General features: G+C 59.3%; 20 protein-coding genes and 1 other annotated feature. Of the genes, 9 read left to right on the top strand and 11 right to left on the bottom strand.

Going from position 1 to position 18926, the window contains the following annotated elements; translation table 11 throughout:
* The first annotated feature begins 28 nt into the window (after positions 1 to 28).
* Genes chuS through IM313_RS20345 form a run of 4 tightly spaced genes read left to right on the top strand, consistent with a single transcriptional unit; the run spans position 29 to position 3639 of the window.
* Entirely contained in the window at positions 29 to 1057 is a 1029-nt protein-coding gene (chuS, locus tag IM313_RS20360) for a hematinate-forming heme oxygenase ChuS (RefSeq protein ID WP_192970942.1), read from the top strand.
* Positions 1054 to 1875, top strand: a complete 822-nt coding sequence (locus IM313_RS20355) for a hemin ABC transporter substrate-binding protein (protein ID WP_192970941.1) — start codon at positions 1054 to 1056, stop codon at positions 1873 to 1875. The genes chuS and IM313_RS20355 overlap by 4 nt, the downstream gene beginning before the upstream one ends.
* Positions 1875 to 2867 (top strand): iron ABC transporter permease, encoded by a 993-nt coding sequence (locus IM313_RS20350; RefSeq protein WP_192970940.1) that lies wholly within the window; start codon positions 1875 to 1877, stop codon positions 2865 to 2867. Before IM313_RS20355 ends, IM313_RS20350 begins: the two co-directional genes overlap by 1 nt.
* Positions 2860 to 3639, top strand: a complete 780-nt coding sequence (locus IM313_RS20345; protein WP_047365443.1) for a heme ABC transporter ATP-binding protein — start codon at positions 2860 to 2862, stop codon at positions 3637 to 3639. The genes IM313_RS20350 and IM313_RS20345 overlap by 8 nt, the downstream gene beginning before the upstream one ends.
* Here IM313_RS20345 and IM313_RS20340 read toward each other — a convergent pair.
* On the bottom strand, positions 3606 to 4529 hold the full coding sequence (locus IM313_RS20340; protein WP_032644866.1) for a LysR family transcriptional regulator: 924 nt from the start codon (positions 4527 to 4529) through the stop codon (positions 3606 to 3608). The two genes, IM313_RS20345 and IM313_RS20340, sit on opposite strands and share 34 nt — an antisense overlap.
* A gap of 140 nt (positions 4530 to 4669) precedes the next feature.
* Between IM313_RS20340 and IM313_RS20335 the strand changes: the two genes are divergently transcribed.
* The 5 genes from IM313_RS20335 to IM313_RS20315 are packed head-to-tail and all read left to right on the top strand — an operon-like array spanning position 4670 to position 9444.
* Positions 4670 to 5377 (top strand): CoA transferase subunit A, encoded by a 708-nt coding sequence (locus tag IM313_RS20335; protein WP_049000745.1) that lies wholly within the window; start codon positions 4670 to 4672, stop codon positions 5375 to 5377.
* A gap of 2 nt (positions 5378 to 5379) precedes the next feature.
* Positions 5380 to 6036 carry a CoA transferase subunit B gene (locus IM313_RS20330; RefSeq protein WP_192970939.1) on the top strand — a complete coding sequence of 219 codons (657 nt, stop codon included), beginning with the start codon at positions 5380 to 5382 and terminating at the stop codon, positions 6034 to 6036.
* Between the two features lie 9 nt (positions 6037 to 6045).
* Entirely contained in the window at positions 6046 to 7227 is a 1182-nt protein-coding gene (locus tag IM313_RS20325) for an acetyl-CoA C-acetyltransferase (RefSeq protein ID WP_192970938.1), read from the top strand.
* 41 nt (positions 7228 to 7268) lie between these two features.
* Positions 7269 to 8663, top strand: coding sequence for a GntP family permease (locus tag IM313_RS20320; protein WP_192971188.1), 1395 nt, complete (start codon positions 7269 to 7271; stop codon positions 8661 to 8663).
* A gap of 10 nt (positions 8664 to 8673) precedes the next feature.
* Entirely contained in the window at positions 8674 to 9444 is a 771-nt protein-coding gene (locus IM313_RS20315) for a 3-hydroxybutyrate dehydrogenase (RefSeq protein WP_048959435.1), read from the top strand.
* A gap of 43 nt (positions 9445 to 9487) precedes the next feature.
* On the opposite strand, the gene selO is transcribed toward IM313_RS20315, so the two are convergent.
* The 10 genes from selO to pheM all read right to left on the bottom strand — a co-directional run bounded on the left by selO (position 9488) and on the right by pheM (position 18823).
* Positions 9488 to 10930 carry a protein adenylyltransferase SelO gene (gene selO / locus IM313_RS20310; RefSeq protein WP_049000734.1) on the bottom strand — a complete coding sequence of 481 codons (1443 nt, stop codon included), beginning with the start codon at positions 10928 to 10930 and terminating at the stop codon, positions 9488 to 9490.
* A 61-nt stretch (positions 10931 to 10991) separates the two neighbouring features.
* Entirely contained in the window at positions 10992 to 11708 is a 717-nt protein-coding gene (locus IM313_RS20305; protein ID WP_028012821.1) for an EAL domain-containing protein, read from the bottom strand.
* Positions 11709 to 11999: 291 nt separating this feature from the next.
* A complete protein-coding gene (locus tag IM313_RS20300; protein WP_192970937.1) occupies positions 12000 to 12464 on the bottom strand; it encodes a C40 family peptidase in 465 nt (154 codons plus the stop codon).
* A gap of 74 nt (positions 12465 to 12538) precedes the next feature.
* A complete protein-coding gene (btuD, locus tag IM313_RS20295) occupies positions 12539 to 13294 on the bottom strand; it encodes a vitamin B12 ABC transporter ATP-binding protein BtuD (RefSeq protein ID WP_047368358.1) in 756 nt (251 codons plus the stop codon).
* A complete protein-coding gene (locus tag IM313_RS20290; protein WP_192970936.1) occupies positions 13294 to 13845 on the bottom strand; it encodes a glutathione peroxidase in 552 nt (183 codons plus the stop codon). The genes btuD and IM313_RS20290 overlap by 1 nt, the downstream gene beginning before the upstream one ends.
* 22 nt (positions 13846 to 13867) lie before the next feature.
* Positions 13868 to 14848: a vitamin B12 ABC transporter permease BtuC gene (gene btuC / locus IM313_RS20285; RefSeq protein ID WP_045261582.1), complete on the bottom strand. Its 981-nt coding sequence runs from the start codon at positions 14846 to 14848 to the stop codon at positions 13868 to 13870.
* Positions 14849 to 14950: 102 nt separating this feature from the next.
* On the bottom strand, positions 14951 to 15250 hold the full coding sequence (ihfA, locus tag IM313_RS20280; RefSeq protein WP_003857805.1) for an integration host factor subunit alpha: 300 nt from the start codon (positions 15248 to 15250) through the stop codon (positions 14951 to 14953).
* 4 nt (positions 15251 to 15254) lie between these two features.
* Positions 15255 to 17642, bottom strand: a complete 2388-nt coding sequence (gene pheT, locus IM313_RS20275; protein ID WP_059356917.1) for a phenylalanine--tRNA ligase subunit beta — start codon at positions 17640 to 17642, stop codon at positions 15255 to 15257.
* A 15-nt stretch (positions 17643 to 17657) separates the two neighbouring features.
* The gene (gene pheS / locus IM313_RS20270; RefSeq protein WP_010426091.1) at positions 17658 to 18641 is read right to left on the bottom strand and encodes a phenylalanine--tRNA ligase subunit alpha; all 984 of its coding nucleotides are present in this window, start codon (positions 18639 to 18641) and stop codon (positions 17658 to 17660) included.
* Between the two features lie 62 nt (positions 18642 to 18703).
* Positions 18704 to 18828, bottom strand: a sequence feature (Phe leader region).
* The gene (gene pheM / locus IM313_RS20265) at positions 18779 to 18823 is read right to left on the bottom strand and encodes a pheST operon leader peptide PheM (protein ID WP_001386830.1); all 45 of its coding nucleotides are present in this window, start codon (positions 18821 to 18823) and stop codon (positions 18779 to 18781) included. Its footprint overlaps the feature before it by 45 nt.
* Positions 18829 to 18926: the final 98 nt, after the last annotated feature.

The following is an 18926-nucleotide window of genomic DNA, read 5'->3' as shown; positions in this document are numbered from 1 at the left end:
CGGGGCCACTCTTCAGAAGGATAAGACAATGCATCACTACGCACGCTGGCTTGAGCTAAAAGAAGAAAATCCGGGTAAGTATGCGCGAGACATCGCAGGGTTAATGAACATCAGCGAAGCGGAGCTGACCTTTTCCCGCGTGGGCCATGACGCCTGGCGACTGCGCGGCGAAATCCGCGATATTCTGGGCGCGCTGGAAGCCGTGGGTGAAACCAAGTGCATCTGCCGCAACGAGTATGCCGTTCACGAGCAGGTGGGCAGCTTCACCAACCAGCACCTGAACGGCCACGCCGGGCTGGTGCTGAACCCGCGCGCGCTGGATCTGCGCCTGTTCCTCAACCAGTGGGCGAGCGCGTTTCACCTCAGCGAAACCACCGCCCGCGGCGAGCGACAGAGCATTCAGTTCTTCGATCGTCAGGGCGATGCGGTGCTGAAGGTCTACACCACGGACAACACCGACCTCGCCGCCTGGGGCGACGTGCTGACCCGCTTTATCTTTGCCGATAACCCGCCGCTTGAGCTGAGCGCTGGGGATGTCCCGGCTCACGCCGAAAACGCGGATACCGCTCTCGTGGACAAGGAGTGGCGCGCCATGACCGACGTGCATCAGTTCTTCAGCCTGCTCAAGCGCCACAATCTCAGCCGTCAGCAGGCGTTTCGCCTGGTGGGCGACGACCTGGCCTGTAAGGTGGAGAACAGCGCGCTGGCACAGCTGCTGGAAGCGGCACGCCGGGACGGCAACGAAATCATGGTCTTCGTCGGCAACCGCGGCTGCGTGCAGATCTTCACCGGCGCGGTGGAAAAAGTCGTGCCGATGAAAGGCTGGCTAAACGTCTTTAACCCTGCCTTTACCCTGCATCTGCTGGAGGAGACGATCGCAGAGAGCTGGGTGACGCGCAAACCCACGTCTGACGGCCACGTCACCAGCCTGGAGCTGTTTGCCGCCGACGGCACGCAAATCGCCCAGCTTTACGGCCAGCGTACCGAAGGTGAGCCGGAGCAGAGCCAGTGGCGCAGCCAGATTGACGCCCTGACGCCAAAAGGGCTGGCCGCATGAAAACGTGGTTAGCCCTGCTGAGCGCCCTGCCTCTGGTGGCGTTTGCCGCCGCGCAGGAGAAAATTGTCGCCCTTGGCGGCGACGTGACGGAGATTGTCTACGCGCTTGGCGCGCAGTCTTCGCTGGTCGCGCGCGACAGCACCAGCCAGTGGCCGCAGGCGGCAAACGATCTGCCTGACGTGGGATATTTACGCCAGCTTAACGCCGAAGGCATTTTGTCCATGCGCCCCACGCTGGTGCTGGCCAGCGACCAGGCGCAGCCGTCTCTGGCGTTGAAGCAGGTCGAACAAAGTCACGTCAGGGTAGTAACCGTTCCCGGCCGCAACGACCTGAGCGTCATTGACGAAAAGGTTCGGGTGATTGCCAACGCTACGCACCGTGAAGCCGAGGGGGAAGCCCTGCGCCACACGCTGCGTCAGGCGCTGGCGGCCCTGCCCTCCGCGCCCCTCAACAAGCGGGCGCTGTTTATCCTCAACCACGGGGGAATGACCGCAATGGCCGCCGGGCAGCAGACCGGCGCAGACGCTGCCATCCGTGCAGCCGGGCTGCAGAATGCGATGCAGGGATTCACCCGCTATCAGCCGCTGTCTCAGGAAGGGGTCATTGCCAGCCAGCCCGATCTGGTGGTGATTTCGCAGGACGGCGTGAACGCGCTGGGCGGCGAAGAAAACCTGTGGAAGCTGCCCGGTCTGGCGCAAACCCCGGCGGGACGGAACAGGCAGATGCTGGCGATTGATGATATGGCGCTGCTGGGCTTCAGCGTGCGAACGCCGGATGCCATCCAGCAGCTGCGCGCCAAAGCGGAGCAACTGCCCTGATGTCCCGGCGGATCGCCTTGTCGTTGTGGATGCTGGCCGCGATCCTGAGCATCATGACGCTCACCGCGACCGGGTTTGGGGCACTGCACCTGCCGGTCAGCCTGCTGTGGAGCGGCAGCGATGAGGCCATGCGTCAGATCTGGCTTACCATTCGCCTGCCCCGCGTACTGCTGGCGCTGGTGATTGGCGGAGCGCTGGCGCTGGCCGGCTGTGTGATGCAGGGGCTTTTCCGCAACCCGCTGGCAGACCCGGGTCTGCTGGGGATCAGCAGCGGCGCGGCGCTGGCGGTGGCGCTGTGGGTGGTCATTCCCGCCGCGTTACCTGCCCTGCTGATGCTGTATGCCCCGATGCTCGCGGCGTTCCTCGGCGCGCTGGCCGCAACCGTTATTATCTTCCTGCTCAGCCAGCAGCGTCACGACTCCCTGTCCCGCCTGCTGCTGGTGGGGATCGCCATCAACGCCCTGTGCGGCGCGGCCGTCGGGGTGCTCTCATGGCTCAGCAACGATGCCCAGCTTCGCCAGCTTTCCCTCTGGGGAATGGGCAGCCTCGGGCAGGCGCAGTGGTCCACCCTGCTGGCGGTAACGTCGCTGATGGTGCCCGCGGTGCTGATTATCTGGCGGCTGGCCGCCCCGCTCAACCTGCTGCAGCTGGGCGATGAAGAGGCGCACTATCTCGGGGTGGATGTCGCGATGGTACAGCGGATCCTGCTGCTGTGCAGCGCCCTGCTGGTTGCCGCGGCGGTAGCCGTCAGCGGCGTGATCGGCTTTATTGGCCTTGTGGTGCCGCACCTGATGCGCATGTGGCTGGGGGCCGACCACCGGGCCGTCGTACCCGGCTCGGTGCTGGCCGGTGCGCTGCTGCTGCTGGTTGCCGACACGCTGGCGCGCACCCTGGTCTCTCCGGCGGAGATGCCCGTCGGGTTATTGACCAGCCTTCTCGGCGCGCCGTGGTTCCTGTGGCTTATCTTTCGTCGCGGAGGTACGCATGGCTGAACGCTATTGTGCAGAGAAGATTTTCTTTCACGCCGGGCAGCGGACGCTGATCGACGATGTGTCGCTTACCCTCTCTCAGGGTGAGCTGGTCGCCCTGATTGGCCCCAACGGTGCCGGGAAATCGACGTTATTACGGCTGCTTACCGGCTATCTCAAGCCCGCAAGCGGACGCTGCACTCTGGCCGGAACGCCGCTTGCGGACTGGCCGCCGGATACCCTCGCGCGCTACCGGGCGGTGATGCGCCAGAATACTCAGCCCGGATTCGACTGGCCGGTGGACGCGGTGGTCGGTATGGGACGCGCGCCCTGGACTCGCTCCCCTGAAGCGTCGGTAGTTGAGGAAGTGATGGCGATAACGGGCTGTTTACCGCTGGCGGGCAGACGTTATTCGACGCTCTCCGGCGGCGAGCAGCAGCGGATCCAGCTCGCCCGCGCGCTGGCCCAGCTCTGGTGCGACGGAGCCCCGCGCGGCTGGCTGTTTCTTGATGAGCCCACCTCCGCGCTGGATCTCTACCACCAGCAGCATCTGCTGCGCCTAATGAAATCCCTGACCCGTCGGGGTCATCTCCACGTGTGCGTGGTGCTGCACGATCTCAATCTGGCGGCGCTGTGGGCGGATCGCATTCTGCTGTTGCACAACGGCAGGCTGGTCTCCAGTGGCACACCGGAGGACGTGCTGCAGGCCGGGACGCTGGCGCGCTGGTACGGCGCGCAGGTGCGCGTCGGCAGCCATCCGGATCACCCCGTACCGCAGGTATTTCTCGCCCCGTGAGCGGGCTGGTAAAAATCCTTCAGCGTTTCCAGCAGGGCATGCGCCGCTTTAGAGAGCTGCGTGTGCCCCGGATGGATTGCTCCGATGCACTTTTCAATGGGCGGATTATCCAGCGGTATACAGACCGCGCCCAGCGCCGTCATCTGCGCTTCGCAGAGCGCCGGTACGGCACTGCCGCCCAGCCCGCTGGCGACCATGCGACCTACCGTCACCAGCTGATGACTCTCCAGCGCCACGTCCAGCTTTCTGCCGCTTCGGGCCAGCTCCTCCTCCATCATCAGACGTACCGCCGATGGGCGCTGCAGGGTAATAAAATCCAGCGTCAGTAGCTCTTCCCAGGCCAGCCGCTTTTTGCCCGCGAGCGCGGAGTCCTTCGGCACAATGGCGACAAACCTGTCGAGCCCCAGCGGTGTAAACAGCAGGTTGTGCGTGGGGGCCGGCTCAAAGGCGATCCCCATCTCAACCCGCCCTTCCCGCACCATCTCAATCACCTGCTCGTTAATGACGTCATGCACGGTGACGTTGATCCCGGCGTGGCGATCGCGAAACGCCTTGAGCACCTCCGGTAAAACGTTGGCGGCAAATGACGGCATCGCCGCGACCGAGATTTTGCCGCGCTGCAGGGTAAAGCACTGGTGCATCGCCTCCTCCACATTATCCCAGTCGGCAAGCAGTTGCCGCGCCATCGGCAGAAACGTCTCCCCTTCCTGTGTGAGGGCAACCTTGCGCGTGCTCCGCTGCAGCAGCGGGCCGCCGAGCGCGTCTTCCAGACTCTTAATCGTCAGGCTCAGGGCCGGCTGGGAGAGATTTAAGCGTTCGCTGGCGTGCGCGAAATTGAGAGTGTGAGCTACCGCTAAAAACGCGCGTAACTGTTTGACACTCATTCTCATTTTTCATCCTGTTAACTAATTGAAAAGAATTAGTTAACAGGAAATTAATAAGAAAACCAAATGAGTGGGTCACAAATTCAAAATTAACAAATGAGTCGCCGCCCCTAATGATACCGGCACGGTTAATGGGAGGGATGACTATGGCAGGACTGGATAAGCGCGTCGGCAGCTATGCGCAGGCGCTGGAGGGGCTGACGGACGGAATGACCTTACTGGCGGGCGGCTTCGGCCTGTGCGGCATTCCGGAGAACCTGATTGCGGAGGTCCGGCGCCGTCAGGTGAGAGATTTGACCGTGGTGTCAAACAACTGCGGCGTGGATGGATTCGGCCTGGGGATACTGCTCGAAACGCGGCAGGTTCGCAAAGTGGTGGCCTCTTACGTCGGCGAGAACGCGCTGTTTGAGCAGCAGGTGCTGAGTGGCGAGCTGGAAATTGAGCTTACGCCGCAGGGCACGCTGGCGGAAAAGGTGCGCGCGGGCGGGGCCGGTATTCCGGCGTTTTATACGGCCACCGGCTACGGCACGCCCGTGGCGACCGGCAAGGACGTGCGCCAGTTCGCGGGCAAGCACTACATCCTCGAGGAGGCGATCGTCGGCGATTTCGCGCTGATCAAGGGGTGGAAAGCGGACTGGTACGGCAACGTAATCTATCGCCATACCGCGCAAAACTTTAATCCGCTGATGGCAACGGCGGGCCGGATCACGGTGGTGGAGGTGGAAGAGATTGTTCCGCCGGGTGAACTGCCCCCGTCGGCCATTCACACCCCGGGAATTTACGTCGACAGGCTGATTGTCGGCCAGTTTGAAAAACGCATTGAGCAGCGCACCCTGCGCGCGCAAGGAGTGTGACGATGTTAACCCGTGAACAGATGGCCATGCGCGTCGCCCGCGAGCTGCGTGACGGTTATTACGTCAACCTGGGGATCGGCATCCCTACCCTGGTGGCGAACTACATTCCGGACGGGATGGAGGTGATGCTGCAGTCGGAAAACGGCCTGCTGGGGATGGGGGCTTTTCCCGACGAGCAAACCCTTGATCCTGACATGATCAACGCCGGTAAACAGACCGTGACAGCGCGGACCGGCGCGGCCATTTTCGACTCGGCCCAGTCGTTTGCCATGATCCGCGGCGGCCACGTGGACCTGACCGTGCTGGGCGCATTTGAAGTCGACGTGGAGGGCAACATCGCCTCGTGGATGATCCCCGGAAAGATGGTGAAGGGCATGGGCGGCGCGATGGATCTCGTTGCCGGGGCGCAGAACATCATTGTGGTGATGACCCACGCCTCAAAGAGCGGTGAGTCGAAGCTGCTGCCGCGCTGCACGCTGCCGCTCACGGGCGCGGGCTGTATCCGTCGGGTCCTGACCGATCTCGCGCTGCTGGAAATTCAGGACGGCGCGTTCATCCTGCGGGAATACGCCCCGGGCGTCAGTATTGACGAGATCGTGCGTAAAACGGCAGGGAAAATCATTGTGGCGGACGACGTGCGCGAGATGCGCTTCACCTGAGGGGTCAGCATGAAAAAGGTCATGATTGTCGGGGCAACGCGAACCCCCATTGGCAGTTTTCGCGGATCGCTCTCGTCCCTTGCTGCGGTTGAGCTTGGGGCCGTCACGGTACGGCACCTGCTGGAGAACAGTGGTCTCAGCGCCGAACAGGTAGACGAACTGATTTTCGGCCAGGTGCTGACGGCCGGATGCGGGCAAAACCCCGCCCGCCAGACGGCCATCGGCGCCGGATTGCCCGTCAGCACGCCGGCGACCACCGTCAACCTGGTGTGCGGCGCGGGCTTAAAAGCGGTCCAGCTCGCCGCCCAGGCGATCCGCTGCGGCGACGCGGAGGTGGTTATCGCCGGCGGTCAGGAGAGCATGAGCAACGCCCCGTATCTGCTGGACGGCGCACGTGCCGGGCTACGTTTCGGGCATGCGGGCCTCAAGGACAGCATGATTACCGACGGCCTGTGGGACGCATTCAACGATTACCACATGGGGATCACCGCTGAAAACGTTGCCCGCGAGTATGACATTTCCCGCGAGCAGCAGGACGCCTTCGCCGCCCGCTCGCAGCAAAAAGCGGCGTCCGCCATTGAGTCCGGCCGGCTTGACGCCGAGATAGCGCCGGTGACGGTGAAACAGGGTAAAAAGCCGCCGCTGGTTATTGATCGTGACGAACAGCCCCGACCAGGCACTACCGCAGAGCAGCTTGCGCAGTTGCGCCCCGCCTTTTTGCACGAGGAAGGCACCGTCACGGCGGGGAATGCCTCCACGCTCAACGACGGTGCCGCCGCGGTGCTGCTGATGAGCGAGGAAAAGGCGCGGGAGAGCGGATTGCCTGTCCTTGGCAGCATCGTGAGTTACGCCGTGACGGGCGTTGACCCGTCAGTAATGGGCATGGGCCCGGTCAGCGCCTGCCGGACGGCGCTGGCGCGGGCGGGCTGGACGCTCGACGAGGTGGACCTCATTGAAGCCAATGAAGCCTTTGCCGCCCAGGCGTTGGCGGTGGGCCAGCAGCTCGGCTGGGATGAGCACAAGGTCAACGTTAACGGCGGTGCCATCGCCCTGGGCCATCCGATTGGTGCTTCCGGCTGCCGAATCCTCGTGACCCTGCTGTACGAAATGCAGCGCCGTGACGTCAAAAAAGGGCTCGTCACCCTGTGCGTAGGCGGCGGACAAGGCATTGCCCTGACCGTCGAGCGTTAAACCTCTCGTTGGTATCCGAATAATAAGTAAAGTGAGGAGTCATAATGAGTGTGTTAATAGCCCTGGCGGCGCTGGCACTGCTGATGCTGGCGGCCTACCGCGGATACAGCGTTATTTTGTTTGCGCCGATCGCGGCGCTCGGTGCCGTGCTGCTGACCGATCCGGGTGCCGTCGGCCCGACGTTTACCGGCCTGTTTATGGAAAAGATGGTGGGCTTCGTCAAGCTCTACTTCCCGGTGTTCCTGCTGGGTGCGGTGTTTGGCAAGCTGATTGAGCTTTCCGGCTTCTCACGCTCCATCGTCGCCGCCGCAATCCAGATCCTCGGGCGTCGACACGCCATCCCGGTGATTGTCCTGGTATGCGCGCTGTTAACCTACGGCGGCGTTTCGCTGTTCGTGGTGGCGTTTGCGGTGTACCCGTTTGCCGCCGAGCTGTTTCGCCAGAGCGGCATCCCTAAGCGGCTGATCCCGGCCACCGTGGCGCTGGGGGCATTCTCGTTTACCATGGACGCCCTGCCCGGCACGCCGCAGATCCAGAATATCATCCCCACCAGCTTCTTCGGCACGAACGCCTGGGCGGCCCCGTGGCTGGGGCTTATCGGCTCTCTGTTTATTATCATCTTTGGCCTGCTCTGGCTGGAGCGCCAGCGCCGGAAGGCGCTCAATAATAATGAAGGTTACGGCACGGATCTGAAAAATGAACCCGAGACGCCGGATAACATTAATCTCCCGCATCCGCTGATTGCTATCTCCCCGCTGCTGGTGGTGGGCATACTGAACCTGCTGTTTACCCGCTGGATCCCCGGCTGGTACGGCGTGAGTCACGAGCTTACCCTGCCTGGCCTGGCGAAACCGATTGTGACCGAGGTGAGCAAGATCACCGCCATCTGGGCCGTGGAGGCGGCGCTGATCGCCGGTATCGTGCTGGTGCTGATTTTTGGCTTTCGCAATATCCGGGGGCGTCTGGCTGAAGGCAGCCGAACGGCGGTGAGCGGAGCCATTCTGGCGGCGATGAATACCGCCTCGGAATACGGTTTCGGCGCGGTTATCGCGGCGCTGCCTGGGTTCCTGGTGTTATCCAAAGCGCTGGCGGCCATTCCGAATCCGCTGCTAAATGAGGCCATCAGCGTGACCGTGCTCGCGGGGATCACCGGTTCGGCGTCCGGCGGGATGAGTATTGCCCTTGCCGCCATGTCCGACTCGTTTGTCGCCGCCGCCCATGCGGCCAATATCCCGCTTGAGGTGCTGCACCGCGTGGCCTCGATGGCGAGCGGCGGGATGGATACCCTTCCCCATAACGGCGCGGTGATTACCCTGCTGGCTATCACCGGCCTGAGCCATCGCCAGGCCTACGGCGGCATTTTCGCTATCACCATCATTAAAAGTCTGGCAGTACTTTTTGTCATTGCCGTGTTCTATCTGACCGGCATTGTGTAAGGAGAGAAAAATGAATCTGAACGGTAAAACCGCCCTGGTCACCGGCTCAACCAGCGGCATTGGTCTGGGGATCGCCCGCGTGCTGGCGAAGGCGGGCGCGCAGCTGATCCTCAACGGCTTCGGCGACAGCGCCTCGGCACGGGAAGAGATTGCGCAACTGGGCAAAAAGCCGGGCTATCACGATGCGGATCTGCGGGACGTATTGCAGATTGAGGCCATGATGCGCTACGCCGAATCGCAGTTTGGCGGCGTGGACATTCTTGTGAACAACGCCGGGATCCAGCACGTGGCCCCGGTTGACGCCTTCCCGGTAGAGAAATGGAACGACATTATCGCCATTAATCTTTCCGCGGTGTTTCACACCAGCCGGCTGGCGCTGCCGACCATGCGGGATAAAAACTGGGGGCGCGTCATCAATATCGCCTCCGTTCACGGGCTGGTCGCGTCGAAAGAGAAATCGGCCTACGTTGCGGCCAAGCACGGCGTGGTGGGCTTTACCAAATCCCTGGCGCTGGAAACCGCGCGCACGGGTATTACCGCCAATACTATCTGCCCCGGCTGGGTACTGACCCCGCTGGTGCAGCAGCAAATCGACAAACGTATCGCGGACGGCGTACCGCCGGAGCAGGCTCGCGAACAGCTTCTGGCGGAGAAACAGCCTTCGGGGGAGTTTGTTACCCCGGAACAGCTGGGCGAGCTGGCGCTATTTTTGTGCAGCGACGGCGCCGTGAACGTTCGCGGCGCTGCGTGGAATATGGATGGCGGCTGGGTTGCTCAGTGATGAACAGGCCGGGTAAGGCAACGTCGCCGCCCGGCTAAAATCGCTAGCTTGAGCAGCTGACCTCCAGCCGCTTGCCCCAGTCGGGCGGGCGGCTGACGTAGTCATCATCCCGGTCGGCAAACGGCGTGCGCAACGCCAGATGCAGCCGGTGTAACTCGTCGTACTCCCCCTGCTCTGCCTGCTCAATCGCCCGCTGCGCCAGCCAGTTGCGTAATACCATCGCGGGATTCGCTGCGTTCATCTGCGCCTGACGGGTAGCGTCGTCTACCTGCTCCTGCTGCAGCCGCGTGCGGTACTGTGCAAACCAGTCGTCAAACGCCTGACGGTCAATAAACTCGTCGCGCAGCGGCGAGGCGGCGCTGTGCTGCTCCGTCTGGCCCAGCATTCGGAAGGTGCGGGTGTAATCGCTCCCTTCACGCGCCATCAGGGTAAACAGGCCGTTGAGGATGTCGTTGTCGCCCTTCTCCTGGGTCATCAGCCCCAGCTTGTTACGCATCAGCGTGCCGTATTCCCGCAGCAAAAGGTCCTGATAGCTGTCGAGCGCATCATTCAGGGCATCAACGTCGATAAACGGCGATAAGGTTTGTGCAAGCCGCTGGAGGTTCCACAGCCCAACCGCCGGCTGATTGTCAAAGCTGTAACGCCCCTGATAGTCAGAATGGTTGCAGATATACCCCGGCTGATAATCGTCCAGGAAACCAAACGGACCGTAATCAAAGGTCAGGCCGAGAATCGACATATTGTCCGTATTCATGACCCCGTGAGCAAAGCCTACCGTTTGCCAGCGCGCAATCATCGTGGCGGTACGGGCAACCACGTCCCGGAACCAGAGAACGTATTTATCCGCCTCATCCTGCAGATGCGCCCAGTGGTGGCGAATGGCGAAGTCCGCGAGCTGGCGAACCTTGTCCGGCTCGCGGCGATAGTAAAAGTGCTCAAAATGACCAAAGCGGAGATGGCTTTGCGCTATGCGCATCAGCATCGCCCCCTTTTCCACCGTTTCGCGCGTCACCGCCGTGTCGCTGGTGACGATCGACAGCGCGCGGGTGGTGGGAATCCCCAGCGCATGCATCGCTTCGGATGCCAGACTTTCGCGTATCGTTGACCGCAATACCGCGCGCCCGTCGCCCATTCGTGAGTAAGGGGTAAGACCTGCGCCTTTCAGATGCCAGTCAACCGTCTCCCCGTTGGGAAGCCGTTGTTCGCCGAGCAGGATCCCCCTGCCGTCACCCAGCTGCCCCGCCCAGACGCCAAACTGGTGTCCGCTATAGACCTGAGCCAGAGGCTGCATACCGGGGAGAAGCGTTTCACCTCCCCAGACGCCAGCACTGCCTGAACGCTGAAACAGATCGGGCGGAATGGCCAGCTCATCGGCCAGCCGATCGTTATGCCAGATAAGACGTGAATTATGTAACGGTGTTGGTTTGAGTGCGGTGTAAAAGCCAGGCAACTCGTCATGCCAGTGAGCAGTAAAAGACAGGGTCATAAGTCCTCCTGCCTTTAGTGTAGAGGGTTTACCCGGACTTAAACACGGGCGAAAGGCAGGGTTATCGCTGCTGGACCAGCGTCGTGACGTGCTCCGCCGAGACGGCTGGCCAGAGCGCACCCTGCATGGCACCAAAATTGAAGGACAGAACGCGCTGCAGCAAACCGTGGTCGTCAATGCCGGAGACGATCACCGACTGGCAGTGCGGCGTTATTTGCCAGAGGATCGCGCGCATAAAAGGCTCAAAAGAAAGCTCAGAAGCACGCTGCTGGATGAATCCTTTATCAAGAATAACCCGTTTAAATAATCCATCATAGACGGCCTTGAGCGATGCAGCACCAGCACCAAAGTTTGCCAGCACCAGCGGAAAATGGATCGCCATTCTTGCCAGCTGCAGATCGTCCTTTCCGTTATTTAAACCTGGATAGTTCTCATTAACAGTAAACTCAAGAAACGGATAACGCTCAAGAATTGAAACAGCATTCCCATTACTTAATAAAAACTCAACAATTGCTGGTGTAATATTGATCCATGCAATTAACTGATGCTGAATAAAAAACAGTTTACAGGTATCAAGCAATTGCAGTTTTTCGTTAAACAGCGCTAACTCCTCTGCCGCTGAAAGCCGAGGGATAACGAGCTCAGTGGGGATCCTCACATCGGTGCCGACGCCAGTAAAGTTAACCAGTATTTCTAAACCTTTTAGCTCGCCTGCGCTATTACGGGCAGGCAGAAGCATCAGTTCAGACTGGTAAGCATTATCTAGCGTAATAATCATTGCACTCGCCCCGCATTAAAGATGAGAGAGGACATCCTGGAGCAATTGCTGACACAATTCCACTGTCTTGATTTTAATAAGTTTAATTTCATTAGTTCCGTATTAATTTTCAGATTTATCCCTGAATCTAAAATAATCTTATCCTGGTTACTGAATAATAGCCAGTTTTAGATAAAACAGACACATAAGGATGTTGCTAATTTAGGTAAATTTAACTTTAATCAGCTTATTTGAGAAAAACGGCATGGTTTAATAGTTACCATGCCGACATAAGAAACGTGTTCGGGCAGTCTAAATACGTCGCGCCTGCCAGAAATTTTTACGCCAGTACACGTTATCGAGAGAAGAGCGCATCACGCCGCGGCTGGTAGAGGCATGAATAAACTTATTGTCTGTATCATATATCCCAACATGCAGGCCGCTTTCTCCCGATCCGGTTTTGAAAAAGACCAGATCACCGGGAAGGAGATCGTCTTTATCAATTTCAGTGCCTATTTCCGCCTGCTTGCGCGTGTCTCGCGGAAGCTGTAAATCAAACTTGTCACGAAACGTCATCAGGACAAAGCCAGAGCAGTCCACCCCGCCGCGGCTCATGCCGCCGTAGCGGTAAGGCGTGCCGCGCCAGTTGCTCAGCTGATCGTTAAGGCTGGCAATAACGGTGATAGAATCCGATAGCCGCGGATTAGGCGGCGGTGCACGATGGCTGCTGCATCCCGCAAGAAAGAGTGCCGCCACGAAGAGAAACCAGAATCGCATTTTCAGACGAATCCTCTGCTTTTATTGTTCTTTTGGTAATTTAGCGTGCAATTGTGTTCACAGGCAAGAAACGGTTACTCCTGCCCGGTAGAAATCAGCATCTTATGTCCCTCTATATCCAGCCTGCGGAACGACATGTTGTAGGCGCGGGCAAGATTTGGCGGCGTAAGAACCCGATCCCGCGTACCGCTGGCGATCATCCTGCCGCGCGACAGGAGCCACACGCGATGGGCGTGACGTAACGTATGGTTAAGATCGTGGCTGCTCATCACTACGGCGATACCTTTTCTGCTCAGAGCGCTTAGCAGGCTATCCAGCGCCGCCTGCTGGGCAACATCCAGACCGCTCATCGGTTCATCCAGCAGCAGCATCCTCCCGTGAGGATTGCCCGCGGGATGGATCTGCAGAATGACCGCCGCCAGACGCACCCGCTGCCATTCCCCTCCGGAAAGCTGGCTGGCATGCCGGGACAGTTTATCTTCCAGCCCTAACGCCGCAGCCACTTCCTCCAGCAGTGCCGTATGCTGTTTGTCGTGCAGATGCAGCATCAGATAATGCCAGACCGGCATCGCAAAAGGCGGTACCTGCTGCTGCACCAGGTAGCTGCGCCGGTGGGCCAGCGAGGCGGGTGACCAGTCGACCAAAGCATGTTCCAGCAGCGTAATCTGCCCTGGCCCGGTGGTCAGCCCCGCCATCCGCGCCAGCAGCGTGCTTTTACCCGCGCCGTTTGGCCCGACGAGATGCAGGATTTCACCCGAATTGATGTCGCAGGTTACCGGCTCCAGACGCCCCTTCTCGGCGACGTCCGTGAGCTGCATCAGCAGCGACATTATTTCGCCAGCGCCAGCTTAATAGATTCCATGACGATCGGGTCCTCAGGCGTCATATCCGGCGAAAAACGCTGAACGACCTGGCCGTCACGGCCAATCAGGAATTTTTCGAAGTTCCACAGAATATCGTCCGGATAGAGCGGCGCGCGGCCTTTGCTGGCCATGCGCTCGTAAAAACCGCTCTCTTCCGGCGCAACGGCCTTCGGCGCGGCGGCAATCAGCTTCGCATACAGCGGATGGCGGTCTTCACCGTTGACGTCAATTTTGCTGAACATCGGGAACGTCACGCCATAAGTGGTGCTGCAGAAGGTTTTGATCTCTTCTTCGCTGCCCGGCTCCTGGCCCAGGAACTGGTTGCAAGGGAAGCCCAGCACGGTAAAACCGTCTTTCTCCCAGGCCCTCTGAATATTCTCCAGCTGCTCGTACTGCGGCGTCAGGCCGCATTTCGATGCCACGTTGACGATGAGCAACACCTTGCCTTTGTAGCCTTCCAGCGTGGTGTTATCCCCATCAATGGTGGTCACTTCGGTATTCAGGATATCTGACTGCATAGCATTTCCTCAGGTTGTCGATTTAACGTCCAGCTTTTAATAGTAGCCAGATAAAGACTGGCGCGCCCAGCGTTGCGGTCACCACGCCAACAGGCAATTCTGCGGCCGTCAGGGCGAGACGGGCGATGATGTCGGCCACCAGCAGCGTGGCTGCCCCGGCAACCGCCGAGGCCGGAAGCAAGGTTCGATGATCCGTGAAGCCGCAAAGACGCAGCATGTGCGGAATGACCAGCCCGATAAAGCCAATCGCCCCCGCCAGGGCCACGCTCACGCCTACCAGCCAGCCAATGGCAATGACCAGTACGTTACGCCAGAAACCAATCGGCATGCCGAGCTGGCGGGCAGAGATTTCCCCCAGCGCGAGCCGATTCAGCGGCTGGGCCTGCAGCGCAGCCCACGCGATGACCGGCACCAGCAGCGCCATTAGCCAGCCCTGGTGCCAGTCAACGCCGCCAAAGCCGCCCATCATCCAGTACATGAGCTGACGCAGGTCAAAGGAGGTCGAGAAGTAGACCGCCCAGGTCATCAGCGCGCTACAGATGATCCCCAGCGCGACGCCGGCAAGCAGCAGCCGGCTGGTCGACAGGTGACGTCTGGCGAAGCGAAGAAGAATGACTGTGATCAGCAGTGCGCCGAGAATGGCGCTCAGGCTAATGCTCCAGCCGGAGAGTCCTCCCCCGCCCAGCATCACCGCCGCAATCAGCCCGACGCCTGCACCGTTCGACACCCCCAGCAGGCCGGGCTCCGCCAGCGGGTTTTCGAACAGCGCCTGCATAATGGTGCCAGACAGCGCCAGCGCGGCGCCGACCAGGATCACCGCGACGGTGCGCGGCAGGCGAATTTGCCAGACGAAGAGCTGCCCGTCAGGCCCCAGCCAGCTTTCAGGCCCGATCCAGCTGTCGCCTGCGCAGAGGCTAATACCCGCGGCAAGAATAAGCAGCAGCGCCAGCAGAAGCAGGCGACGCCGATCGGAACGGTGCTGGCGATGAGCATAATCAAGCATGTGTACGGTTTGTTAGCGAGTGATGTAATTGATTTTACGGCGTGTTTGCCGGAGAGCGCAAAGAAAAAAGGCCGCGTGGGCGGCCTTTTTGGTTAGTTCATATTACTCTGCTTTAGGCGTTGCGTTTTCGACGCGGCTCTTTAACTTCTGGCCGGGTCTGAAGGTCACCACGCGGCGGGCTGTAATGGGAATATCTTCCCCCGTCTTCGGGTTACGGCCCGGACGTTGGTTTTTGTCTCGCAAATCAAAATTGCCAAAACCGGAGAGTTTTACCTGCTCACCATTTTCCAGAGCACGACGGATCTCTTCGAAAAACAGCTCTACCAGCTCTTTGGCATCCCGTTTGCTAAGCCCAAGCTTATCAAACAGATATTCTGACATTTCAGCTTTTGTAAGCGCCATAGGTTCAATCCCTCAATGATGCCTGGAATCGCTCTTTTAATGCCTCTACACATTTGGCGACGGTAGCGGCAATCTCCTCTTCTTCGAGTGTACGGCTGGTATCCTGAAGGATAAGGCTGATAGCGAGGCTCTTGAAACCTTCTGCTACGCCCTTGCCGCGGTACACGTCAAATAAGTTTACGCCAACTACCTGATTTACGCCAACTTTCTTACATTCGGCCAAAATATCTGCTGCGGGCACGTTTTCAGCGACCACAACCGCGATATCACGGCGGTTCGCCGGGAAGCGGGAGACGTCCTGCGCCTGAGGAATGACGCGGTCTGCAACCGGGCTCCACTCCAGCTCGAACACGATGGTACGGCCGTTCAGGTCCAGCTTACGCTCCAGCTCCGGGTGGACAACGCCAATGAAACCAACGCGTTTGCCGTCTAAATAAATCGCCGCGCTCTGGCCCGGATGAAGCGCAGGAATCGCTTCCGCGCGGAACTCAATTTCAGATAATTTACCGGTCAGATCCAGAATCGCTTCCAGATCGCCCTTCATATCGTAGAAATCAACCGTACCTTTTGCCAGGTCCCAGTGCTCTTCGTAGCGGTTACCGCTGATGGCACCAGCCAGCATGAGATCCTGACGGATGCCTAAATTTGCCTGATTATCCGGCACAAAGCGCAAACCGCTTTCGAAAATGCGCACGCGGTTTTGCTGGCGGTTCTGGTTGTAAACGATAGTCCCCAGCAGGCCCGTCCACAGGGACAGGCGCATCGCGGACATTTCGCTGGAGATTGGGCTTGGCAGGATCAGCGCTTCCTGACCCGGGTGGATCAGCTGCTGCAGCTTAGGATCAACGAAGCTGTAGGTGATCACTTCCTGGTAGCCTTTGTCGTTCAGCATGGTTTTCACACGCTTCAGGGACAGGTCGGCTTCACGGTGGGTGCCCATCACCAGACCCGCCTGCACAGGCTCGTCAGGGATGTTGTTGTAGCCGTAAACACGGGCCACTTCTTCCACCAGATCTTCTTCAATTTCCATGTCGAAACGCCATGACGGCGCAACGGCCTGCCACTCGTCCTGACCTTCGGTCACTTCGCAGCCCAGGCGCGTCAGGATGTCGGTCACCTGCGCGTCGGCAACGTGGTGACCAATCAGGCGATCCAGCTTGCTGCGGCGCAGGGTAATGGTCGCACGCTTCGGCAGAGTCGCTTCGTTGGTGACGTCAATAACCGGGCCCGCTTCGCCGCCGCAGATGTCGATCAGCAGGCGGGTTGCACGCTCCATCGCTTTGTACTGCAGCGCCGGGTCAACGCCGCGCTCGTAGCGGTGAGACGCATCGGTGTGCAGGCCGTGACGGCGCGCGCGGCCGGTGATGGAGAGCGGGCTGAAGAACGCACATTCGAGCAGGACGTTTTGCGTTTCGTCGTTGACGCCAGAGTGTTCGCCACCAAAGATTCCGCCCATCGCCAGCGCTTTGCTGTGGTCAGCAATCACCAGGGTGTCGGCGTTCAGTTTGGCTTCTGTGCCGTCCAGCAGCACCAGGGTTTCCCCCTCTTTCGCCATGCGCACAACGATGCCGCCGTCGATACGATCTTTATCGAACGCGTGCATCGGCTGGCCCAGCTCCAGCAGAACGTAGTTAGTGACGTCAACCACGGCGTCGATTGAGCGGATACCGCAGCGGCGCAGCTTCTCTTTCATCCAAAGCGGGGTTGGCGCTTTAACATTAATGCCTTTTACCACGCGACCGAGGTAGCGCGGGCAGGCATCAGCAGCGTCAACCTGAATCGGCAGCACGTCACTGATGGTCGCTTCAACCGGGACAATCTCCGGCGCGTTGAGTTCAGTCTGGTTCAGTACGGCCACGTCGCGCGCCACGCCGATAATACCTAAGCAGTCGGCACGGTTTGGCGTAACGCTGATTTCGATAGTATTGTCATCAAGCTTCAGGTATTCACGGATATCGGTGCCAACTGGCGCATCCAGCGGCAGCTCGATGATGCCGTTGTGGTCGTCGGAAATACCCAGCTCAGAGAAGGAGCACAGCATGCCTTCAGACGGCTCACCGCGCAGCTTGGCCGCTTTGATTTTGAAATCACCCGGCAGTACGGCACCGACGGTAGCCACGGCCACCTTCAGGCCCTGACGGCAGTTTGGCGCACCGCAGACGATGTCCAGCAGACGGTCGCCGCCTACGTTCACTTTAGTCACGCGCAGTTTGTCAGCGTTAGGGTGCTGGCCGCACTCGACTACTTCACCCACCACGACGCCGTTGAAGGCACCGGAAACCGGCTCAACGCCGTCAACTTCCAGGCCCGCCATGGTGATCTGGTTGGAAAGCGCTTCGCTGTCCAGCGTGGTGTTCACCCACTCGCGTAACCACAGTTCACTGAATTTCATTGTTCTGTCCTGCCCTTATTTAAACTGTTTGAGGAAACGCAGATCGTTTTCGAAGAATGCACGTAAGTCGGTCACGCCGTAGCGCAGCATGGTCAAACGCTCCATGCCCATGCCGAACGCAAAGCCGGAGTATACTTCCGGATCGATACCCACGTTGCGCAGCACGTTTGGATGCACCATGCCGCAGCCCAGCACTTCCAGCCATTTGCCGTTTTTACCCATCACGTCAACTTCCGCAGACGGTTCAGTGAACGGGAAGTAGGACGGACGGAAACGAACCTGCAGATCTTCCTCAAAGAAGTTGTTCAGGAAATCGTGCAGCGTGCCCTTCAGGTTGGTGAAGCTGATGTTTTTATCAACAATCAGACCTTCCATCTGGTGGAACATTGGGGTGTGGGTCTGATCGTAGTCGTTACGATACACGCGGCCCGGCGCGATGATGCGGATTGGTGGTTCCTGATCCTTCATGGTACGGATCTGAACGCCAGAGGTCTGGGTACGCAGCAGACGCGTCGCGTCAAACCAGAAAGTGTCGTGGTCAGCGCGTGCCGGATGATGGCCAGGAATGTTCAGGGCGTCGAAGTTGTGGTAATCATCTTCGATTTCCGGGCCAGTCGCCACGGTAAAGCCGAGCTCACCGAAGAAACTTTCAATACGATCGATAGTACGGGTAACCGGATGCAGACCACCGTTTTCAATACGGCGACCCGGCAGAGAAACGTCGATGGTTTCTGCCGCAAGACGCGCGTTTAGTACCGCGCTCTCCAGCTCGGCCTTACGCGCGTTCAGCGCCTGCTGAACCTGCTCTTTGGCTTCGTTAATCACCGCACCCGCTGCCGGGCGTTCTTCTGGCGGCAGTTCACGCAGGGTTGTCATTTGAAGGGTCAGGTGCCCTTTCTTCCCAAGATATTCGACGCGGACATTGTCTAACGCGGCAACATCTGAGGCCTGATTAATGGCGGCTGTTGCACTGGCAACCAGCTCTGCGAGATGTGACATGATTTTCCTCATTATGTCGGTGCAGACACCGATTTGGTGGAGTTATTCTCTCAAATTCAGGCACAAAAAAAGCCTCCATCGGGAGGCTTATCTGGCGCTGTTTTTCGTTTCATCTTTCACGCGCTAGCCTCCTGGAGTCAGGTGCTAAAGTAAAAGAAGAAGCGGAAAATAGCAGCATTCATGCTTGCGTTACCTTGTTGGGTAAAAACCGGTAAGACCTTATTGAAAAGCCTGCACGGATAAATGTCAATCTTCTGATGGTGTTAAATGAAAAGAGGGAGCCAG

The organism is Enterobacter cloacae complex sp. P2B, from assembly GCF_014895985.1.
Classification (GTDB): domain Bacteria; phylum Pseudomonadota; class Gammaproteobacteria; order Enterobacterales; family Enterobacteriaceae; genus Enterobacter; species Enterobacter bugandensis.
This window is presented reverse-complemented; position numbering and strand designations above follow the sequence as displayed.

Coding starts and splice junctions, on each gene's coding strand:
- IM313_RS20290 (WP_192970936.1), bottom strand. CDS start 13,845: ATGCAGTCAGATATCCTGAATACCGAAGTGACCACCATTGATGGGGAT.
- btuD (WP_047368358.1), bottom strand. CDS start 13,294: ATGTCGCTGCTGATGCAGCTCACGGACGTCGCCGAGAAGGGGCGTCTG.
- IM313_RS20355 (WP_192970941.1), top strand. CDS start 1,054: ATGAAAACGTGGTTAGCCCTGCTGAGCGCCCTGCCTCTGGTGGCGTTT.
- IM313_RS20325 (WP_192970938.1), top strand. CDS start 6,046: ATGAAAAAGGTCATGATTGTCGGGGCAACGCGAACCCCCATTGGCAGT.
- btuC (WP_045261582.1), bottom strand. CDS start 14,848: ATGCTTGATTATGCTCATCGCCAGCACCGTTCCGATCGGCGTCGCCTG.
- IM313_RS20315 (WP_048959435.1), top strand. CDS start 8,674: ATGAATCTGAACGGTAAAACCGCCCTGGTCACCGGCTCAACCAGCGGC.
- IM313_RS20345 (WP_047365443.1), top strand. CDS start 2,860: ATGGCTGAACGCTATTGTGCAGAGAAGATTTTCTTTCACGCCGGGCAG.
- IM313_RS20335 (WP_049000745.1), top strand. CDS start 4,670: ATGGCAGGACTGGATAAGCGCGTCGGCAGCTATGCGCAGGCGCTGGAG.
- IM313_RS20350 (WP_192970940.1), top strand. CDS start 1,875: ATGTCCCGGCGGATCGCCTTGTCGTTGTGGATGCTGGCCGCGATCCTG.
- chuS (WP_192970942.1), top strand. CDS start 29: ATGCATCACTACGCACGCTGGCTTGAGCTAAAAGAAGAAAATCCGGGT.
- IM313_RS20305 (WP_028012821.1), bottom strand. CDS start 11,708: ATGATTATTACGCTAGATAATGCTTACCAGTCTGAACTGATGCTTCTG.
- pheS (WP_010426091.1), bottom strand. CDS start 18,641: ATGTCACATCTCGCAGAGCTGGTTGCCAGTGCAACAGCCGCCATTAAT.
- IM313_RS20330 (WP_192970939.1), top strand. CDS start 5,380: ATGTTAACCCGTGAACAGATGGCCATGCGCGTCGCCCGCGAGCTGCGT.
- selO (WP_049000734.1), bottom strand. CDS start 10,930: ATGACCCTGTCTTTTACTGCTCACTGGCATGACGAGTTGCCTGGCTTT.
- IM313_RS20340 (WP_032644866.1), bottom strand. CDS start 4,529: ATGAGAATGAGTGTCAAACAGTTACGCGCGTTTTTAGCGGTAGCTCAC.
- IM313_RS20300 (WP_192970937.1), bottom strand. CDS start 12,464: ATGCGATTCTGGTTTCTCTTCGTGGCGGCACTCTTTCTTGCGGGATGC.
- pheT (WP_059356917.1), bottom strand. CDS start 17,642: ATGAAATTCAGTGAACTGTGGTTACGCGAGTGGGTGAACACCACGCTG.
- ihfA (WP_003857805.1), bottom strand. CDS start 15,250: ATGGCGCTTACAAAAGCTGAAATGTCAGAATATCTGTTTGATAAGCTT.